The 16603-nt window shown below is 44.8% G+C and carries 18 protein-coding genes; 12 read left to right on the top strand and 6 right to left on the bottom strand.

The genetic code is table 11. The annotated features are described in order from the left end of the window. The first annotated feature begins 29 nt into the window (after positions 1–29). The 5 genes from B0G52_RS24660 (at position 30) to lgt (ending at position 3552) form a co-directional block, all read left to right on the top strand. Entirely contained in the window at positions 30–452 is a 423-nt protein-coding gene (locus tag B0G52_RS24660; protein WP_094048210.1) for a BlaI/MecI/CopY family transcriptional regulator, read from the top strand. Continuing rightward, positions 449–1297 carry a M56 family metallopeptidase gene (locus tag B0G52_RS24655; protein ID WP_094048208.1) on the top strand — a complete coding sequence of 283 codons (849 nt, stop codon included), beginning with the start codon at positions 449–451 and terminating at the stop codon, positions 1295–1297. Before B0G52_RS24660 ends, B0G52_RS24655 begins: the two co-directional genes overlap by 4 nt. Positions 1298–1507: 210 nt before the next feature. Continuing rightward, the gene (locus B0G52_RS24650) at positions 1508–2038 is read left to right on the top strand and encodes a TlpA family protein disulfide reductase (protein ID WP_094048206.1); all 531 of its coding nucleotides are present in this window, start codon (positions 1508–1510) and stop codon (positions 2036–2038) included. Between the two features lies 1 nt (position 2039). Next, on the top strand, positions 2040–2768 hold the full coding sequence (locus B0G52_RS24645; RefSeq protein WP_094048204.1) for a prolipoprotein diacylglyceryl transferase: 729 nt from the start codon (positions 2040–2042) through the stop codon (positions 2766–2768). After that, on the top strand, positions 2749–3552 hold the full coding sequence (lgt, locus tag B0G52_RS24640) for a prolipoprotein diacylglyceryl transferase (protein WP_094048202.1): 804 nt from the start codon (positions 2749–2751) through the stop codon (positions 3550–3552). Before B0G52_RS24645 ends, lgt begins: the two co-directional genes overlap by 20 nt. Here lgt and B0G52_RS24635 read toward each other — a convergent pair. After that, entirely contained in the window at positions 3549–4373 is an 825-nt protein-coding gene (locus B0G52_RS24635; RefSeq protein ID WP_094048200.1) for a C39 family peptidase, read from the bottom strand. The two genes, lgt and B0G52_RS24635, sit on opposite strands and share 4 nt — an antisense overlap. Before the next feature lie 99 nt (positions 4374–4472). Here B0G52_RS24635 and B0G52_RS24630 point away from each other — a divergent pair, with 99 nt between their 5' ends. The 5 genes from B0G52_RS24630 to B0G52_RS24610 all read left to right on the top strand — a co-directional run bounded on the left by B0G52_RS24630 (position 4473) and on the right by B0G52_RS24610 (position 10261). Then, entirely contained in the window at positions 4473–5675 is a 1203-nt protein-coding gene (locus B0G52_RS24630; RefSeq protein WP_198960720.1) for a D-alanyl-D-alanine carboxypeptidase family protein, read from the top strand. A gap of 81 nt (positions 5676–5756) precedes the next feature. After that, on the top strand, positions 5757–6659 hold the full coding sequence (locus B0G52_RS24625; RefSeq protein WP_094048198.1) for a F510_1955 family glycosylhydrolase: 903 nt from the start codon (positions 5757–5759) through the stop codon (positions 6657–6659). After that, a complete protein-coding gene (locus tag B0G52_RS24620; RefSeq protein WP_094048196.1) occupies positions 6656–7312 on the top strand; it encodes a phosphatase PAP2 family protein in 657 nt (218 codons plus the stop codon). The genes B0G52_RS24625 and B0G52_RS24620 overlap by 4 nt, the downstream gene beginning before the upstream one ends. Before the next feature lie 31 nt (positions 7313–7343). Then, a complete protein-coding gene (locus B0G52_RS24615; RefSeq protein ID WP_094048194.1) occupies positions 7344–8090 on the top strand; it encodes an urease accessory protein UreH domain-containing protein in 747 nt (248 codons plus the stop codon). 50 nt (positions 8091–8140) lie between these two features. After that, a complete protein-coding gene (locus B0G52_RS24610) occupies positions 8141–10261 on the top strand; it encodes a copper-translocating P-type ATPase (protein ID WP_369827126.1) in 2121 nt (706 codons plus the stop codon). Between the two features lie 106 nt (positions 10262–10367). On the opposite strand, the gene B0G52_RS24605 is transcribed toward B0G52_RS24610, so the two are convergent. Together B0G52_RS24605 and B0G52_RS24600 are read right to left on the bottom strand one after the other, a co-directional pair. Next, entirely contained in the window at positions 10368–10610 is a 243-nt protein-coding gene (locus tag B0G52_RS24605; protein WP_094048191.1) for an SHOCT domain-containing protein, read from the bottom strand. A 96-nt stretch (positions 10611–10706) separates the two neighbouring features. Next, the gene (locus tag B0G52_RS24600) at positions 10707–11336 is read right to left on the bottom strand and encodes a TraX family protein (protein WP_158223850.1); all 630 of its coding nucleotides are present in this window, start codon (positions 11334–11336) and stop codon (positions 10707–10709) included. Between the two features lie 87 nt (positions 11337–11423). Here B0G52_RS24600 and B0G52_RS24595 point away from each other — a divergent pair, with 87 nt between their 5' ends. Beyond that, on the top strand, positions 11424–11594 hold the full coding sequence (locus B0G52_RS24595; protein WP_094048187.1) for a DUF2933 domain-containing protein: 171 nt from the start codon (positions 11424–11426) through the stop codon (positions 11592–11594). 63 nt (positions 11595–11657) lie between these two features. Here the strand turns inward: B0G52_RS24595 and B0G52_RS24590 are convergent, their stop codons facing one another. Beyond that, a complete protein-coding gene (locus B0G52_RS24590) occupies positions 11658–12152 on the bottom strand; it encodes a C40 family peptidase (RefSeq protein ID WP_369827131.1) in 495 nt (164 codons plus the stop codon). Between the two features lie 316 nt (positions 12153–12468). Between B0G52_RS24590 and asnB the strand changes: the two genes are divergently transcribed. Next, complete coding sequence (gene asnB / locus B0G52_RS24585) at positions 12469–14373, top strand: asparagine synthase (glutamine-hydrolyzing) (RefSeq protein ID WP_094048183.1); 1905 nt, start codon at positions 12469–12471, stop codon at positions 14371–14373. Here the strand turns inward: asnB and B0G52_RS24580 are convergent. Next, positions 14349–15788: a sensor histidine kinase gene (locus B0G52_RS24580; protein ID WP_094048181.1), complete on the bottom strand. Its 1440-nt coding sequence runs from the start codon at positions 15786–15788 to the stop codon at positions 14349–14351. The two genes, asnB and B0G52_RS24580, sit on opposite strands and share 25 nt — an antisense overlap. Next, entirely contained in the window at positions 15775–16515 is a 741-nt protein-coding gene (locus B0G52_RS24575; RefSeq protein ID WP_094048179.1) for a response regulator transcription factor, read from the bottom strand. The genes B0G52_RS24580 and B0G52_RS24575 overlap by 14 nt, the downstream gene beginning before the upstream one ends. Between the last annotated feature and the right edge of the window lie 88 nt (positions 16516–16603).

The following is a 16603-nucleotide window of genomic DNA, read 5'->3' as shown; positions in this document are numbered from 1 at the left end:
AAAATGGGGCGGAAAGGAGCGTGGATCATTTGAAAGTGCCTCGGATGAGAATGAACGAAGAAGGTTTAAATCGTTTTTTTGGCCCGCTTGAAGCACAGATTATGCAGATTATATGGAATCATAAAGAAACCACGATTCGGCAAGTACAGGAATATTTAGACGAGGAGCTTTCCTATACTGCGATTATGACGGTGATGAACCGACTTCATGAAAAAGGCCATCTTAAGAAAAAAACAACAGGAGCCGGAAGAAATCGACTGAGCGTTTTTCAATCTGTCCAGAGTAAAGAAGAATTTCTTCAAGAACAGACGAAGGCTGTTACAGAAGGATTAGTCCAAGAATACGGCGAATTAGTCGTCAATCATTTATTTGATGCCGTGCAGAAAGCCGACCCCGAATTATTGAAGTTGCTTGAAGAGCGGTTAAACGAATGGAAGCGTGATCCCTCATGAGGATAAGACACCATCTCACCTTTGGATTTTATCTTCTTATAAGCGGTTTTGCCTGGGCGCAGATGATCCTTTTTTGGGTACATGAAGCTACTGGATTTAATCCAGAGTGGGGCATATTGCAATATTGTTTGACTATCTTAAAGGAGCAAACCGCGATTCATCAGGTTGTTCTCGTGGGGTTAAACATCCTGATTGCCTACAGCGTCTTAAAGCTAGTTGGGTTCGCCATCCAACAGATAAAGTTAGGAAGCCATTGGAGAAAACACGTAAATTCCCGATATAATCACGTAAAAACGACTCAACTGAGACAACAATTTAATGAAATCGGCATAAAAATGACGGTTATTGATCATGAAGGCATCATTGCAGTGACCTATGGCTTCTTTCGGCCGCGGATTGTCCTTTCGTCTAAAGTAATCGATTATTTTTCAGATCGCGAAATCGCAGCCATCGTATGGCATGAGAACTTTCATTGTCGGAACTTTGACCCGCTCAGATCGTATTTTCTTCAAATAATGAAGACAAGTCTACCTTTTCTTCCGATCCTAGAAAAGCTGTCTCATTATATTCAGGTATGGATGGAGCTACTAGCGGATCAGTATGCAATACAAAAGCTCAATAATGCAAAAGATTTGGCCTGTGTATTACTGAAGTGTACGCAACAGGTTCAAGTAGTACCTGTAGGAAGCGTAGGTTTTGCCGATGCAGCTATCAATTATCGTCTTCAGCAACTCATCGATCCCAAACAACGGATCAAAGTGCCTGTAATGAATTCGATTCCCACGATGAACTCCATTTTGATGCTAACCCTGTTAACAGGAGTTATTGTAAGCGGCTGTTCGTAAGCCGCTTCTTTTATCGCTTTATAAACTACTTTATGTAGTATTTAATGGGGGCATAGGATTGGGCCAATATGGGGGGCGGCTAATGAAAATCGGCGGAGCAATAACGGTTGTAACAGGCGTTCTTTTATATACGGATCAACTCAGTCTGATTACAAGAAAATTAATCGGGTTATACGGAGGTTTTATAGGTTTCTAGAAGGAGGGAGTATCTTGCGAAATTCGATTATTGTGATGATCGTTGTAGGCGTTCTGATCGTACTCGCGTTCTTGCAACCGGATGGATTCAATAAGGAGGAAACCGCCAAAGTCGGTTTTCAGTCCCCGCGCTTTGAGTTACAGGGACTGAGCGGAGAATCTTATACTTTGGCCGATCTTAAAGGAAAACCAGCACTGATTAATTTCTGGGCCTCCTGGTGCGGCCCCTGTCGCAAAGAAGCTCCGGAACTGGTCCGTCTCTACGAACAATATAAAGGACAGATTGCATTTTATGCGATCAATATGACCGCAGATGATTCTATTGCTGGCGCCAAAGCGTTCGTCGAAGAATTTAAGCTGCCTTTCCCTATCCTGATGGACGAAAATGGAGCAGTTACGGAGCAATATCGGGTCAAATCCATCCCCACGACCTTTTTTGTCGACGGCAGAGGAACGATCCAAAGTATTACAACAGGCCTAGTTACAAGCGAGTCGTTAGAAAAGCAGATTCTGCAAGCCATCAATGCCCCGAGAGGAGCAACCTGACATGGAAGTGTTCCAGCTTGGTTCCTTTCAGATCCGCTTAGATTGGGTGTATTTGATTATCACGATCGCCTTGGGAATGACTGCAACGAAGTTATATTTGAAGAAGAAAGCACCGAGTGATTTGCAGTACTTGGATTTCTTTGGAAACGCAATATTTCTTGCCTTTATCCTATGGAAGCTGAGTCCGATCTTTACACAGCTTGATTTGTTGATCAATCCCTTCGTTCTCCTTGTCACACCGGGAACACCGAACGGATTAAGCATCGGAATACTCGGTGCAGTGATTTATGGCGCATGGACGATCAAGAAGAAGCAGTTGCCATGGCGAAGGGTGATGGATGCGCTTTTGTTTGGATCCGTGTGTGCGATCTTCCTCTATTCGATCACGCACTGGCGGTATGGTACGCAGACAGCGATGCCATGGGGCATTTCGTTATCTGATTCCGCATACCGGTATCACCCTGTTAACGTCTATCAAGCCCTCTTGATGGGGATCGTGATCGGACGAGCCTATTCGAAACCGTATGGGATGGGTAAAGTCGCGTATACCGGGTTTCTGGGAATCGGAATCTCTACGCTTGCGATTACGCTTTATATGCCAAAGCTTGCGTCGTGGTACGGACTAACTGCTCCGCAATGGTATGCCATTATTTCCCTAGGCATCGGATTATTTATCTATTTCATCGTAAACCTTAAAGGAGGGCAAGTCCATGAGAGTAGAGCTGTTTAGCATTGGAGATTTTGCCATTCGTTCATACGGGGTTATAGTTGCGTTAGCCATTCTAATGGCTGCATCTCTGGCTTATTATCTGGCGAGAGATACGCCTTATCAAAAACACATCCCGAATATTCTTGTATTTGTCGTTCTGGGTGCGATTATCGGTGCGCGAATATGGCATGTATTCTTTTTTCAGTGGGGCTATTACGCAAAAAATCTTGTCCAAATCTTCGCTATCTGGGAAGGGGGACTTGCCATACAAGGCGCATTGGTTGGCGGTTTTGTCGTGGGAATTATCTATGCAAAAATTCATAAATTTTCATTTTGGGAATTTGCGGATACGCTTGCACCCGCCATTATTTTTGGACAAGGAATCGGCAGAATCGCATGTTTCTTAAATGGAGACGCTTACGGGTCGCCTACTGGCTCTTCGTTTGGGCTGGTTTATCCGGAAGGGACTCAAGCCTTTGATCGATATGGCTCGCAGCCGCTCTGGCCGGCAGAGGTATGGGAGGGGCAATGGGATTTTATCGTGTTCGCGATCTTGATCGGGTTGAAAAACAAAACGCTGCCACGCGGATTTCTCTTTCTGATTTATCATATTTTATACGCTTTGGGTCGTTTCAGCCTTGAATACCTTCGCGGAGATTCGCCTCGTTATGCTTTCGAATGGACGGCAGGTCAATGGACCAGTGCGGTGATCATAGTAACAAGTATCCTAATCATGCTCGTCATGACTTACCGCAAAAACAAAGCCCAAACAAGCAAAGAAGTTACCGAAGGGTTGATCCATTAGGGGATGGGGTCATAGGAAATGGCTTGATTCCCTAATGCATTCCAACCGGAGAGAAACGTGCTTTTTTCGATTTTCACTTGTTTTTTTCCGCTTAGCGGATCATTCAGGTAAACATGGTCTTTGTCATAACCGGTTAGAAGCACGCTATGCTCTTTGAACGTTGCTTGAATGGAACCGTTCTGCGAATCCCAAGTGATCCACGCCTGCTTGGGAGGCGCAATGTAATTCACGGTTGTCCATACGACGACCGGGACGCCTTTTGACAATTGGATTTCAAGCGACTCCAAAGAGCTGCCTGTTAAATCGACTGCGGAATCGATGTATTTTTCTAATAGCGCGAACAACGGCCCGTGATAAACGCCGTAGCCGATCGTTTTTCCGGTAATATCGCCTACAAAACCTTGATTGGGATCTCCCCAGCTTTGAATTTTTCGGTTTTTGCCATAAGTAATGGGGGTAGAGTCTCTCGGAAGTTCTGGTACCAGATCCATTTTATCAACCTTTTCTCCGTAGAATCTGAGTAGCATGGCAAGCGAAGTTATCTCACAGCCGTTTCTCAGTTCCGGAAGTTGTTTGACTAAAGGGGCGCTTAATAATACTTTGGCTTGGTGGACGGGCTTCTCAGGCTCATCCGTCTTGATCTCATTCTCTGCCACTTCCATCTTGACTTCCGCTAATGGTACGGACTTGGGCACATTCACTTGAATCGGGTAGTTGACTTTTTGGATGGGGTCTTTCTTTTCAGCATTGTAGATAATAAACACTAACACCGCGATTAGAGCAATCAGCAAAGCATTAAAGAGGATGAGAAATCTCAGCATGTGATGGATCAGTCCTTTTATGTACTACGTTATGTAGTAATTATGATACTATAGAAATGGACTTTGAAACAACGTCTACTTCGGAGGAATACAACCATAATGATTTTTATCTTTCAGCATGTATTTCGTATCCTGCTTGTCATCGGGTTCGTTTCCGGATTGGTTGGATACCCCACTAATATGCAGGCTGCGCAAAATCGGCAGGATCCCCAAGAGCTCGATATTCACTCCGAATCCGCGATCTTGATCGATGGGTTAACGGGAACCATCTTATACGCCAAAAATGAAAATAAAACTTATTATCCAGCAAGCATCACGAAGATCGTAACCGGTATCGTGGCATTGGAAGCGTCTAGTCCCGATGAAATCGTGACCGTGTCCAAAGAAGCTCGCTACGAGGACGGGACGAGAGTGTTTCTTGCCGAAGGGGAGCAAGTCCCCATGATGAAACTGATCGAAGGACTTTTGATGAACTCTGGGAATGATGCCGCTACGGCGATCGCAGAACACATTGATGGGTCGAAAGAAGTTTTTGCCCAGCGAATGAATCAATTTGTTACCGAAAAGATCGGCATTAAAAACACGCAATTCCGGAATCCTCATGGACTATTTGATTCCGAGCATTATACGACCGCGAAGGATATGGCCTTAATCGCTCAATATGCCATGAAAAATTCCACTTTTCGCCGCATCGTCTCAACCAAAACGAAGCCCTGGAATGGGGAAGAGTGGAAGTCGAATCTCGTGAATCATAACAAATTATTAAGGACTTACGACGGAGCCACGGGGATTAAGAACGGTTTTACCGACGAGTCCAGATTTACCTTAGTCGGCTCGGCGATGCGAAATGGAATGGAGTTGATCGGCGTCGTCATGAAATCGGCAACGAGTAACGAATCTTATTCGGATATGACCCAATTGTTGGATTATGGATTTGGAAATTATGAACGCAAGCAGATTATGGCGGCTAATGAAACTAAAGCTTATTCTGCAGGCGGAACAACTAACGCATTTGTAACGAACTATCCAATTGTTGTCACAGTTCGTAAAGATGAGGAACTGCAAGTCACCCTAGACGAAGTTGGCAATTTAAGCGTCAAGGAGGGGATAAACCCTTCGCGGATCATCACCCGATTATCTCCGATAGAAGTTGCAGATCCGAAACCAACTCCAACTCCTGAATTGGAAATCAAGAATGAAACCAACATTTGGCGCATTTTCATTACAGTTCTCTGGTTTTTGATGAATTTGTTTTTAGGCATGATTGCATGGACCATAAAAGAAAAGCGAAAAACGAGTTAGGCCGGCCGAAGCTACACAATTCCAACACAATGTCATGATACAGTAAGGTAAAATCAAAAAAATAGGGGAGTTCATTTGCATATGAAAAATTTGAAGCTGCTTAGAAAAAGGATGGCCACATGGGGAACCATTGTCGTATTGACGGCCGTCCTTTCTGCTTGTACCTCATCGGCTGCGCCCGATTCGATTGAACATATGCACGGACTGGCCTTCTCCAATTATGGAAAAGAAGTTTGGATTCCCGCTCATGAAGGAATCGTTGTTTATCGGGAAGGCAAATGGTCGAATGCTCCGGGCGAGCAACATGATTATATGGGATTTTCCAACACGAGTAACGGATTCTATAGTAGTGGACATCCAGCCAGCGGTTCGGATTTACCCAATCCATTAGGCTTAATTAAAAGTACGGACGGTGGAAAAACGATTGAGACGCTTGCGCTCAGTGGAGAAGTCGATTTCCATGGCTTAACCGCAGGATATCGTTCGCATACGTTGTATGTCTTTAACAGCAGCCCTAACGCCCTGATGCCGACACCAGGTTTCTATTCTTCGACTGATGAGGCAGAAACATGGAAGCAGAGTGCCTTTAAGGGAGTAACGGGCCAACCCGTTGCTTTCGCTGCGGATCCGGACGATGCTGGCACCGTTAGCGTAGCCACGGACCAGGGTTTATTTCAGTCCCGGGATTTCGGGAATACGTTCGAGAAATTAACCTTTGATCTTCGTATAGCCGCAATAAACTATGCAGTAAGCGGAGAACTCCTTGTAAGTTCTCTAGACGGAAAGTTGATGATGCAATCGGAAGAAGGATGGACGGAAATCGTCCTTTCCAACAAACGTCCGGAGGAGATCATTACCTATATGGCACAAAACCCGATGGATTCAAAGGTGTGGGTAGTGGCTACTGAACAACTGAATCTTTGGTTAAGCCGCGATCAAGGTCGATCTTGGACGGCTCTGGCTAGCCAAGGTAAATTGCAATGAAGTTGCTGTTTGTGTTGAAAAAACATTCTCCTTTGGGCTTAATGTTGGTTTTTCCGATTTTGGGCGCCATCTATGCTGCTGTAAATCAACCGGGCGAAAAAGTTTATTCCTTGGTTACGCCGTTCGATCAAATGGTCCCCTTTATCAAATGGTTCATCATTCCTTATGCGTTCTGGATCTTTTACATTTATATTTGCTTGTTATTCTTTTATAAAAGGGATCGCCATGCTTATTATTTAACCCTTGTAACCTACGTGGTAAGTGCATTAATAAGCTATGGAATTTATTCTGTTTTTCAAACGACTGTTCCACGACCTTATATTCAGGATAACGATATCGTATCCGAGCTGGTTCGTTATATGTATCAGCGCGATCAGCCGTTTAATTGCTTCCCAAGCATCCATGTTTTTTCGAGCTATTTAATGATGAAATCGTTGTATAAAAGCACCTTTAAGACGAAAATCAATCAAATGCTCATCTATGGCATGTCAACCTTAATTATTGTTTCCACAATGTTTGTCAAACAACATGTGTTATTGGATGTGGTAGGCGGGATCCTGTTAGCCGAAGTGGTGTACCGCTTCGTATCCCGACTTCAAATCGTCGTGGCGGCTAGAAAGAAACGGCAATCGAATATCGGAGTCGGGCTGTAAGATCAAGGGGGAGCGAAAGGGGAGGGAGACCTTGTATTCATTTTTTAGTGAAATTAGCCGATGGCTAAGCTCTCCATTTGCAGATATTGCGATCAATTCCAAAATTGCTTTACTGGCTGCGCTTTTTTTCGGGTTCGCGGGCTCTGTCGCCCCCTGCCAGCTCACCGCAAACTTGGGGAGTATCACTTATTTCGGAAATAAATATATGAACGAAAAGCTTGCAGGCATCGAATTTTTGCTCTACCTGTTAGGTAAAATCGCAGTCTATTCGATTTTTGGTTTCTTGTTTTGGCTTATTGGTCAGAACGTTTCCGTTGAGGCAATCCCCATTTTTGTCTATGCTCGAAAACTAATCGGCCCGTTATTTATCCTTATGGGTTTATTTTTTCTTGGTCTCGTAAAAATAAAGCGTATTTCGTTTGGATTTAAGCTCGCCGCTTTCGTTCGGAAGATTTCCGATCGGGCAGGGAACAAGGGTGGAGCTTTTCTTATGGGAGTCGCTTTCTCACTTGGGTTCTGCCCCACGATGGTTTTGCTGTTTTTCGGCTGGTTGATGCCCGTTGCGATTCAGTCCTCCTATGGGATGATCTTGCCTTCGGTTTTTGCGATTGGCACTGCTTTCCCGCTTTTGCTCTTTTTCGCGATTGTGATTGGTTTAGGATTAGACCGATCACTGTTTAAGCATGCGAAGAAATGGGGTAATGTGATTTACAAGCTTTCCGGGCTTCTTCTCATCGTTCTTGGCATCAGCGATACGGTCACGTATTGGGAATTATAAATCGTTCATTAGATTGCGCTTCGTGGAGTAGATGCATAAATTTCTTTTGAATGAGAAAGCTTCCTACAAAGAGCCGAAGGAGAGTTGAGTTCGTGATAAAACATGACCATCAGGAACATCAAAAACAGCAAAACCTATTCGTTCATTCCTCTTCAAAACCAATGGGCCACCACGATCACCATAAAACGAGCGCACACGAAGGGCATGAATCCCATGGAGTAGACAAACATGCCGGTCATCATGTGGAAGATTTTCGTAACCGTTTTATTATTTGCGTAGTATTCACCGTTCCCATCCTCTTGCTCTCGCCGATGATCCAGATGTTTATGGGCGTGAACTGGCGGTTCCCTTATGATTCTGTGATCCTGTTCCTGCTCTCTTCTTTCGTCTTTTTTTACGGGGGAGTCCCGTTTCTTACGGGGGCTTACCGTGAACTCAAACAAAAATTGCCGGGCATGATGACCCTGATTGCACTTGCGATCGTTGTTGCTTACGGCTATAGTTCGCTGATAGTGCTCGGTATCACGGAAGTCGATTTTTTCTGGGAGCTGGCGACGCTCATCGATATTATGCTTCTGGGCCATTGGCTAGAAATGAGATCGATTATGGGCGCCTCAAATGCGCTCGAGAAGTTGGTCCAATTAATCCCCTCCGAGGCTCATCTGATCACCGCAAGCGGCGATACGAAGGACGTTGCGGTGAGCACGTTGAAACCGGAACATATGATCTTGATCAAGCCGGGCGAGCGGATTCCGGTCGATGGCCTCATCCAATCCGGTCAATCCTCGGTGGACGAGGCTATGTTAACCGGAGAATCGGTTCCCGTGGTCAAACAACCCGGGGATCGTGTAATCGGCGGTGCGATGAATGGAGAAGGCGCACTCCGCGTAACCGTCCAGAACGCCGGAGAAACCGGTTACTTGTCCCAAGTTATCCAACTGGTCAAGGAAGCCCAAGAATCAAAATCCAAAGCGCAGAACCTTTCCGATAAGGCAGCGAAATGGCTGTTCTATGTTGCCCTGGCAGCGGGGTTAGTCACACTGGCGACGTGGTTGATTTTGGGTTATAGCTTCGATTTCGCCATGCAACGAATGGTTACCGTCATGATTATCGCATGCCCGCACGCCTTAGGTCTTGCTGTGCCGTTGGTGGTCTCCACATCCACTGCCATTGCTGCCGAAAAGGGCTTATTGATTCGCAACCGTACCCCTTTTGAAGAAGCACGACAATTAAACGCGGTTGTATTTGATAAAACGGGAACGTTAACGAAAGGGAAATTTGGCATCACCGATATTATGCTTGAGAAAAGTCAATACGATGAAGCATCCTTACTTTCACTTGTAGGCGCGTTGGAATCCCAATCCGAACACCCTATCTCCAAGGGGATCATGGATGAAGTAAAAAAGCGTGGACTCAATATCGAGCAACCAGAATCTTTTCAGGCACTCACGGGAAAAGGGCTTCAGGGAACGGTTGATGGAAAAAACATTCAAGTGGTGAGCCCTGGATATATGAAAGAAAACGATATCGGCTACCCGCATGAAGCGTATCAGCAGCTTACAGAACAAGGGAAGACGGTTGTTTTTGCCGTCGTAGACGGGCGATATGCCGGGATGCTAGCTCTGGCGGACCAGGTTAGAGAAAGCGGTAAGGTGGCGATTGAGAAATTAAGAGCACTTGGGGTCGAATCTATGATGCTGACCGGAGATAACCATCAAGTAGCCAAACTAGTCGGAGGCAAGCTAGGGTTAAATGAAATTTATGCCGAAGTGCTTCCGCACGAGAAAGCAAGTAAAATCGCCGAAATTCAGAATAAAGGTTATCGAGTAGCGATGACGGGGGATGGAGTGAACGATGCGCCGGCTTTGGCTAAAGCCGATCTTGGAGTCGCCGTGGGTGCCGGAACGGATGTGGCGATCGAGACTGCGGATGTCGTTCTCGTCCGAAGCGATCCGGAAGATGTTGTTTCCATTCTTGCACTATCACGCAGAACCTATGCCAAGATGGTTCAAAATTTATGGTGGGCAACCGGATATAATATCGTGGCCATTCCGTTAGCGGCAGGTGTGTTGTACGGGATGGGCATCTTGCTAAGTCCTGCATTAGGAGCAGTTCTGATGTCGTTAAGCACAATCGTAGTGGCTGTGAATGCAAAATTGTTAAAGATATAGGGTTGTACTGCGAGGTAAATAACCCTCAAGGAGCCTCCTGCTTGGGAAATGTAACCGCGTATTCGCGAAGTTTGAACTAATGAAAAGTGAAAGAATTTTTTTCTGATCACTTCACGTCACTGATAACTTTTCGCATTCGAAAATATTCATCATCATTAATTTCACCTCTGACGTACCGTTCTCTCAGCATAATCAAGGGACGATCCACTACACGACACTTCTTCATCAGTAATCGAACAACAACGTAAATGGTTGCTCCAACAAGCAGAATAACGATGATCGCACCGATGAACATCATGGTGCACATCATGACCATCATCGAACGATCCATAATCATGCCATCCATCATTTATGGACACCTCCCTAGCTTAGGATTCTAAAATCTTGAACGTTTATTCGTTCTTATGTCATTTGCGAATCCATTGAGATAGACAAGGAGACATGATTATAAAAATTGAAGTCGTTGAATAACCCAAAGGACAAGTAAATGCGCAGGGTAGAATGTACGGTAAATCCATTTATTTAGGGTCTTCCGAGGCCGAACCGACATCGTCATCCAGATAAGGATCGTACCGAAAATACTGAACAGTTGAACCCAATAGCCTAAGCCGTAAATCAAAAAAAATAGTCCATTGAGCAGTAGATGGAAGCCGATCATTTCCCACCTACCTTCCACATAGCGGAAAATGAATATTATCAAGACGCCATAAATCCCGTAATCCATCGGTATGATAAGGGAGGTGCTCAACACAACAACGGTAGTCAGAACTTTAAGATCTTCAGAAACTAAGTCAACTGCCCATAAAGCTAAAAGCGAGTAAAGTAATGTAAAAATAACGTTTAATTCGAACTTCTCCAGAGCCAGGGTAAAGGGGGCCTGAGAGATAAGGGCAAGCACGAACAACCTTAGCATATAGGTTCGCCGGTTCCTCGTAAGCAAGTAACCTTTTACCAGGAAACAAGCGTATAGGGGAAAAGCGATGCGTCCAATGAGGCGAAAGATCGTTTGATCTTGGAAAAACATCAGGCCTATATGGTCGATCAGCATCGTCATCATGGCCAGCCCTTGTAACATTGTTGCCACCCCGGTATCACTCGAAATTCTTTGTAATCTTATCATCATTCTACTACAATGTGTAGTCATAAAGCGAGGTGAACCAATGTGGAGTGGACATGGCTGATTGTATTAATCTGTCCGATCATGATGCTATTTATGATGAAAGGCATGCACGGGAAACATCAAAAGAACACAAAATCGGAGGACAATGAACTTAAAGAACTGCGTCAGCAAGTAAAAGAACTAAATCTAAAAGTAGACGAGCGAAAAGGGTAAATCCAAGTAATACAGAGAAGGGAGTTTGCGAAGATTGCGCAAACTCCTCTTTGATTTTAAGGTTTAGATGACACGACGTGCAGTTACGAAGTTCCTTTCCCAAGAGCTACCCTTAAAGTTGGAAATGGTGACGCCGACCCCTACTTTGTAGGTGTGAATGACCTTTCCATTCCCCATGTAGATACCAACGTGATTAATGATTCCATCTCTGTTCGTATCCGAGAAAACCAAATCGCCAGCTCGAATCTGACTTTTCGGCACATAAGAACCTACTTTTGCTTGCTGTCTAGAAGTACGTGGGAGCTTGATGCCATTTTTCTTGAACACGTATTGTGTAAAGGAAGAACAATCAAACACGTCTGTTCGCCCTGCAGGTGCGCCAAATTGATAGCGAACGCCCATATATTTTTTCCCTGTTGAAATCACGTTATCTGCAACCGACGACTTGCTTACTGTAGCCGCTGAAACGGGCTGAGCAGACGTCAGCAAAACTGCCGAAAATGCGATAGATAGACTGAGCGTAATGCCGACAAACGATTTAACGATTCTGTTTTTCATGTTGTTCATCTTGAACCTCCAGTTTAATTGAGTTAATGGGGTGGTGGTGTATGGCCTGCTAACAACATAACAGATTTAAAAATTCCATGATTTATCAATGATAGAGAAAACCCAGTAGCCATGCGCAATTTTCGCAATCATTTAAAATTGGTGAGAGTTTGTTCATTTTATAACTACGATTCGTAGTAGTTTCTAATCCATCGTGAAGAATCCGTGAAGAAAAGCAAGTAGAGTTGTCATATTTCCATCACAAAACTTATTGAAAGCCTCATTAGAATGGTAGAAGAGATAAAAGGAGAGGTAGGAGAAATCTAGGATGTGTGGTTTAGTTGCCGTGTATAATTACAATCGTGTTCCCGTAAATGCGGAAATGCTTCAGAACATGACGAATATGATTTCTCATCGAGGGCCGGATGATGAAGGTTTGCAAATTGATGGACATGTTGGTTTGGGATTTCGGAGATTGAGCATTCTGGATTTGAATAAGGGCGCTCAACCCATGGTCAATGACAATGGAAGCATCCGCCTTGTTTTTAACGGGGAAATCTACAACTACCGCGAGCTTCGTTCCTGGCTAAGAGGAAAGGGACATGAATTTCGTACCGATTCGGATACGGAAGTCCTCTTACGCTTGTATGAAGAAACTGGGCAAGAATGTGTGAAACATTTGAGGGGCATGTTTGGATTTGTCGTCTGGGACAATAGATTAGAAGAAGTTTTTGCTGCCCGGGATCCGTTTGGGATTAAACCGATCTATTACTGTGAAACGCCTTATGGGTATATGGTCGCTTCAGAGATCAAGTCCTTACTGGCTTCAGGCAAAGTCGACCGGGAAGTGGACGGGCAATCGTTTTATGACTATCTTACTTTTCAATACGTACCGGAGCCGGCGACCATGTTTAGGTCCATTTGCAAGCTAATGGCTGGGCATACGTTAACCATTAAACGCGGGATATTGACGACGAGATCTTACTACGAGGTGAAGTTTATTCCCGAACAAACCCGATCATTTGACGACATGGCTGAAGAAGCGCGAGCCGTGCTTGAAGGTTCCGTCTACTTGCACCGCAACAGCGATGTAGCCAGAGGCGCCTTTCTTTCCGGGGGGATCGATTCGAGCAGTTTGGTGGGCATGCTCCAACGATGGGAACCGACAAAAACATTTTCCGTTGGCTTTGAATCGGAAGGATACAGCGAATTAGCATTGGCGAGAAAAACCGCTTCCTACCTCGGGACTGACCATCATGAAATCATGGTCAATGCCCACTCTTATCTCAGTTCGCTGCCTAAAATCATTTGGCACATGGACGAACCCGTCGCAGACCCTTCAACCGCAGGCATCTTTTTTGTTTCACAATTGGCGAGTCGACACGTGAAAGTCGTGTTCTCAGGTGAGGGGGCGGATGAGTTTTTTGGCGGATACAACATTTACCGGGAGCCTCTTTCGTTACGGTTGTTCGAGCAAATGCCAATGGGCATGCGAAATTTGATGGGGAAAGTAGCGCGGTTCATGCCAACCGGCATGAAAGGCAAAAGTTATTTCGAACGGGGGAGTCGGCCGCTGCAAGAGCGGTTTTATGGAAATGCCAAAATCTTCGAAGAAGCGGAGAAAGGAAATGTATTGAACTTACTTGCGCATCAAGTTGTAGATTATTCCGCTGCACAGGATATCACTTACCCTTTATACGAGAAAGCCAAGTCTTATGACGATGTTTCGAAAATGCAATACATCGACATTCACACTTGGCTGAGGGGAAATATTCTGATGAAAGCGGATAAAATGTCCATGGCGCATTCATTGGAGTTGAGGGTACCTTTTGTGGATCCCGTTGTGTTTAAATTCGCAAGCACCATTCCGACTAAATTCAAAGTTTCTCATTATGGAACAACCAAACGGTTATTGCGCGAAGCGATGAAAGACTTCATCCCGCCTGAAGTCAAAACACGCAAAAAACTGGGCTTTCCCGTTCCGATACGCGTTTGGCTTAAAAACGAGTGGTACGGTTGGGCCAGAGAGGTGCTGCACGCTTCCCCGGATGTCCCTTGGATCAATAAAAAATATGCACTGCAACTGTTGAGTGATCATCGAGAGGGTAAAGTGGATGCGAGCCGAAAGCTGTGGACGATACTTATCTTTATCCTTTGGCACCAGATGTACATCGAACAGTTCATCTCCTCCCCGTCATTAAAAGGCGGCTATTTACAGTCGGCATCCGTTTGAATCTCTTCTGTGGTGTCTTGGAATATTGGAATGCGGATAAAGAAGGTTGTCCCTTTGCCTTCCGTACTCTCTACCTGTATGATTCCCTGATGCAACGTGACGATTTCCTTGCAGATAGACAGGCCGATCCCTGTTCCGCCCGTTGCGCGGGAGCGTGACCGATCAACACGATAAAGCCTGTCCCATATATGAGGGAGATCTTCAGCGGGTATGCCGATCCCGGTATCCGAGATGATTAAGACACCGAAAGTTTCTTCCTTTAAGGTGGAAACGGTGATGGAGCCGCCTATTAGCGTATATTTACGTGCATTATCCAGCACATTGATGACGACCTGCTGCAACCGCTTGGCATCGCCATGAACATAAAGCGGGGTCAAGGAAGGGTTATAGTTTAATGCAATGCCGGATTTCTCGATGGAATCCGCCATCATGCCTAAGGCATTTTGCATCACCTTGTCCAACGATGTCTTACTCAATTCAAAGGAATAAGTTCCTTCTTCAAGTTTGGCAAGCTCGAATAAATCCTCGATCAGATGCTGAAGTTGATTGCTTTGATCATAAATGAGCGTTAAGTATTTCTTTCGGCTTTCCTCCGACCCTTCAAGATTATGGATGAGAACTTCCGAGTAGCCTTTCATATACGTGATCGGTGTCCGTAGTTCATGGGAAATATCAGCCAAAAATTGTTTGCGTTGCTGTTTATAAAATTCGATGTTTTGCGACATGCGATTGATGGCATGTGATAGTTGGGCAATTTCGTCGTTTCCAACGGCCGAAATCGCCGTTACTTGCTTCCCCTGAGAGATTTGTTGCGTGATTTTGATCATCCGAAGAAGCGGTTGCACAACCTGACGTGTAACCAGCAAAATCATCGCGGCCCCTAGAAATAAAACAATGAAAGCAACGCCAAAAAATGTGTTTTTCAAGGTTTGAGCTGCAGATCTGATCGGATCGGTCGGGCTAAACATCAATACTCTGCCTAAGGGTTGTCCTATTGCTGCAATAGAGGCTTCGGTCACAAAAAAAGGTTCGCTCTTCCAATTTGACTTTAAGACAGGACCCCCATGATCCAGCGAACCATGTTCCTTGATTTGTTGAAGTTCTTGAGGAGGCAGATCCGTGAAGCCTTCGGATTGGCCTCGAATGTTTCCGGTTTGATCCAAGATGAGCAAAAGATGATCCGTTCCGCTCTCGACAAGAAGAAGATGCTGAATAGTCGGTTGATCGAAGTGATCGCTTAATACTTCGGCATAACGCTGGGTACGTTGAATTTGCTCGTTGAGGACATCATCTGTATAAAAGCGAATAAAAAGCATGTAAAGTACGGCTTGGATCGAAATAATAAGCACCATGAACAACAAGATAAAAATCACACCGAGCTTGACGGCAATACTGTTGGGTCTAAGTATCTTCATGACAAATAAATCCCGTTCCCCATATGGTTTTGATGACTTGTTGGCCGGGGATGCCGGCTTGAGTCAACTTATCTCTTAAATTTTTGATATGCGTATCAACGGTTCGGTCATCGTTAATCGAACGGTTTTTCCATAACAGTTCAAGAATATCTTCGCGTTGAAAGATTCTCCCTTTATTCGATAAGAACAGCTTAAGAATGGCATATTCTTTTGGCGTGAGAAGGAGTTCGCGATCCCGATAAAAAACTTGATGGTTTTGCATATTGAGGTGCAGCGCCTCATACGACAACACCGCTTTGCGATTTGGATACTCCGGCGTCTCATTCCTTAGTTTGAGATTCCCTCTTCTAAAGAGGGAATGAATACGTGCCATCAATTCCGCTCGGTCGAAAGGTTTAGTCAAATAATCATCGGCCCCAATCTTGAGTCCGACAACTTTGTCAATGGTTTCATCTCGGGCGGTTAACATGATGATCGGGACGGTCGACACTTGGCGAATCCATTTGCACACGTCTAATCCATCCATTTTCGGCATCATGAGATCAAGCAGTACTAAGTCATAGGAGTTCGCTTCTAAACGTCTAATGGCTTCTTCACCATCAATTGCCGAATCCGTCGCAAAACCTTCTGCAGTCAAATAGAGCTGCAACAATTCACGCATCGGCTCCTCGTCGTCTACGATCAAGATCTTCTTGTTTGTAGGATAAGAAAAAAAATCTACGGTCATTTCGAAGAACCTCCTCTAATACGTATTGTAACCGAAGATTTCAAAGAAACGGTGAAGAAAAGCAGTCGCAAATTTAACTAGGAGTGAA

The organism is Cohnella sp. SGD-V74 (genome assembly GCF_003001675.1).
In the GTDB taxonomy this organism is placed as follows: domain Bacteria; phylum Bacillota; class Bacilli; order Paenibacillales; family Paenibacillaceae; genus Cohnella.
The sequence above is the reverse complement of the archived record's forward strand: the minus strand, read 5'-3'. Positions and strand labels throughout refer to the sequence as shown.

What these genes read in the sequence shown, in the direction of transcription:
- B0G52_RS24655 (WP_094048208.1), top strand. Translation starts at nt 449, where the DNA reads ATGAGGATAAGACACCATCTCACCTTTGGATTTTATCTTCTTATAAGC.
- B0G52_RS24645 (WP_094048204.1), top strand. Translation starts at nt 2,040, where the DNA reads ATGGAAGTGTTCCAGCTTGGTTCCTTTCAGATCCGCTTAGATTGGGTG.
- lgt (WP_094048202.1), top strand. Translation starts at nt 2,749, where the DNA reads ATGAGAGTAGAGCTGTTTAGCATTGGAGATTTTGCCATTCGTTCATAC.
- B0G52_RS24635 (WP_094048200.1), bottom strand. Translation starts at nt 4,373, where the DNA reads ATGCTGAGATTTCTCATCCTCTTTAATGCTTTGCTGATTGCTCTAATC.
- B0G52_RS24630 (WP_198960720.1), top strand. Translation starts at nt 4,473, where the DNA reads ATGATTTTTATCTTTCAGCATGTATTTCGTATCCTGCTTGTCATCGGG.
- B0G52_RS24625 (WP_094048198.1), top strand. Translation starts at nt 5,757, where the DNA reads ATGAAAAATTTGAAGCTGCTTAGAAAAAGGATGGCCACATGGGGAACC.
- B0G52_RS24620 (WP_094048196.1), top strand. Translation starts at nt 6,656, where the DNA reads ATGAAGTTGCTGTTTGTGTTGAAAAAACATTCTCCTTTGGGCTTAATG.
- B0G52_RS24610 (WP_369827126.1), top strand. Translation starts at nt 8,141, where the DNA reads ATGAGAAAGCTTCCTACAAAGAGCCGAAGGAGAGTTGAGTTCGTGATA.
- B0G52_RS24605 (WP_094048191.1), bottom strand. Translation starts at nt 10,610, where the DNA reads ATGATGGATGGCATGATTATGGATCGTTCGATGATGGTCATGATGTGC.
- B0G52_RS24600 (WP_158223850.1), bottom strand. Translation starts at nt 11,336, where the DNA reads ATGTTACAAGGGCTGGCCATGATGACGATGCTGATCGACCATATAGGC.
- B0G52_RS24590 (WP_369827131.1), bottom strand. Translation starts at nt 12,152, where the DNA reads ATGAAAAACAGAATCGTTAAATCGTTTGTCGGCATTACGCTCAGTCTA.
- asnB (WP_094048183.1), top strand. Translation starts at nt 12,469, where the DNA reads ATGTGTGGTTTAGTTGCCGTGTATAATTACAATCGTGTTCCCGTAAAT.
- B0G52_RS24580 (WP_094048181.1), bottom strand. Translation starts at nt 15,788, where the DNA reads ATGAAGATACTTAGACCCAACAGTATTGCCGTCAAGCTCGGTGTGATT.
- B0G52_RS24575 (WP_094048179.1), bottom strand. Translation starts at nt 16,515, where the DNA reads ATGACCGTAGATTTTTTTTCTTATCCTACAAACAAGAAGATCTTGATC.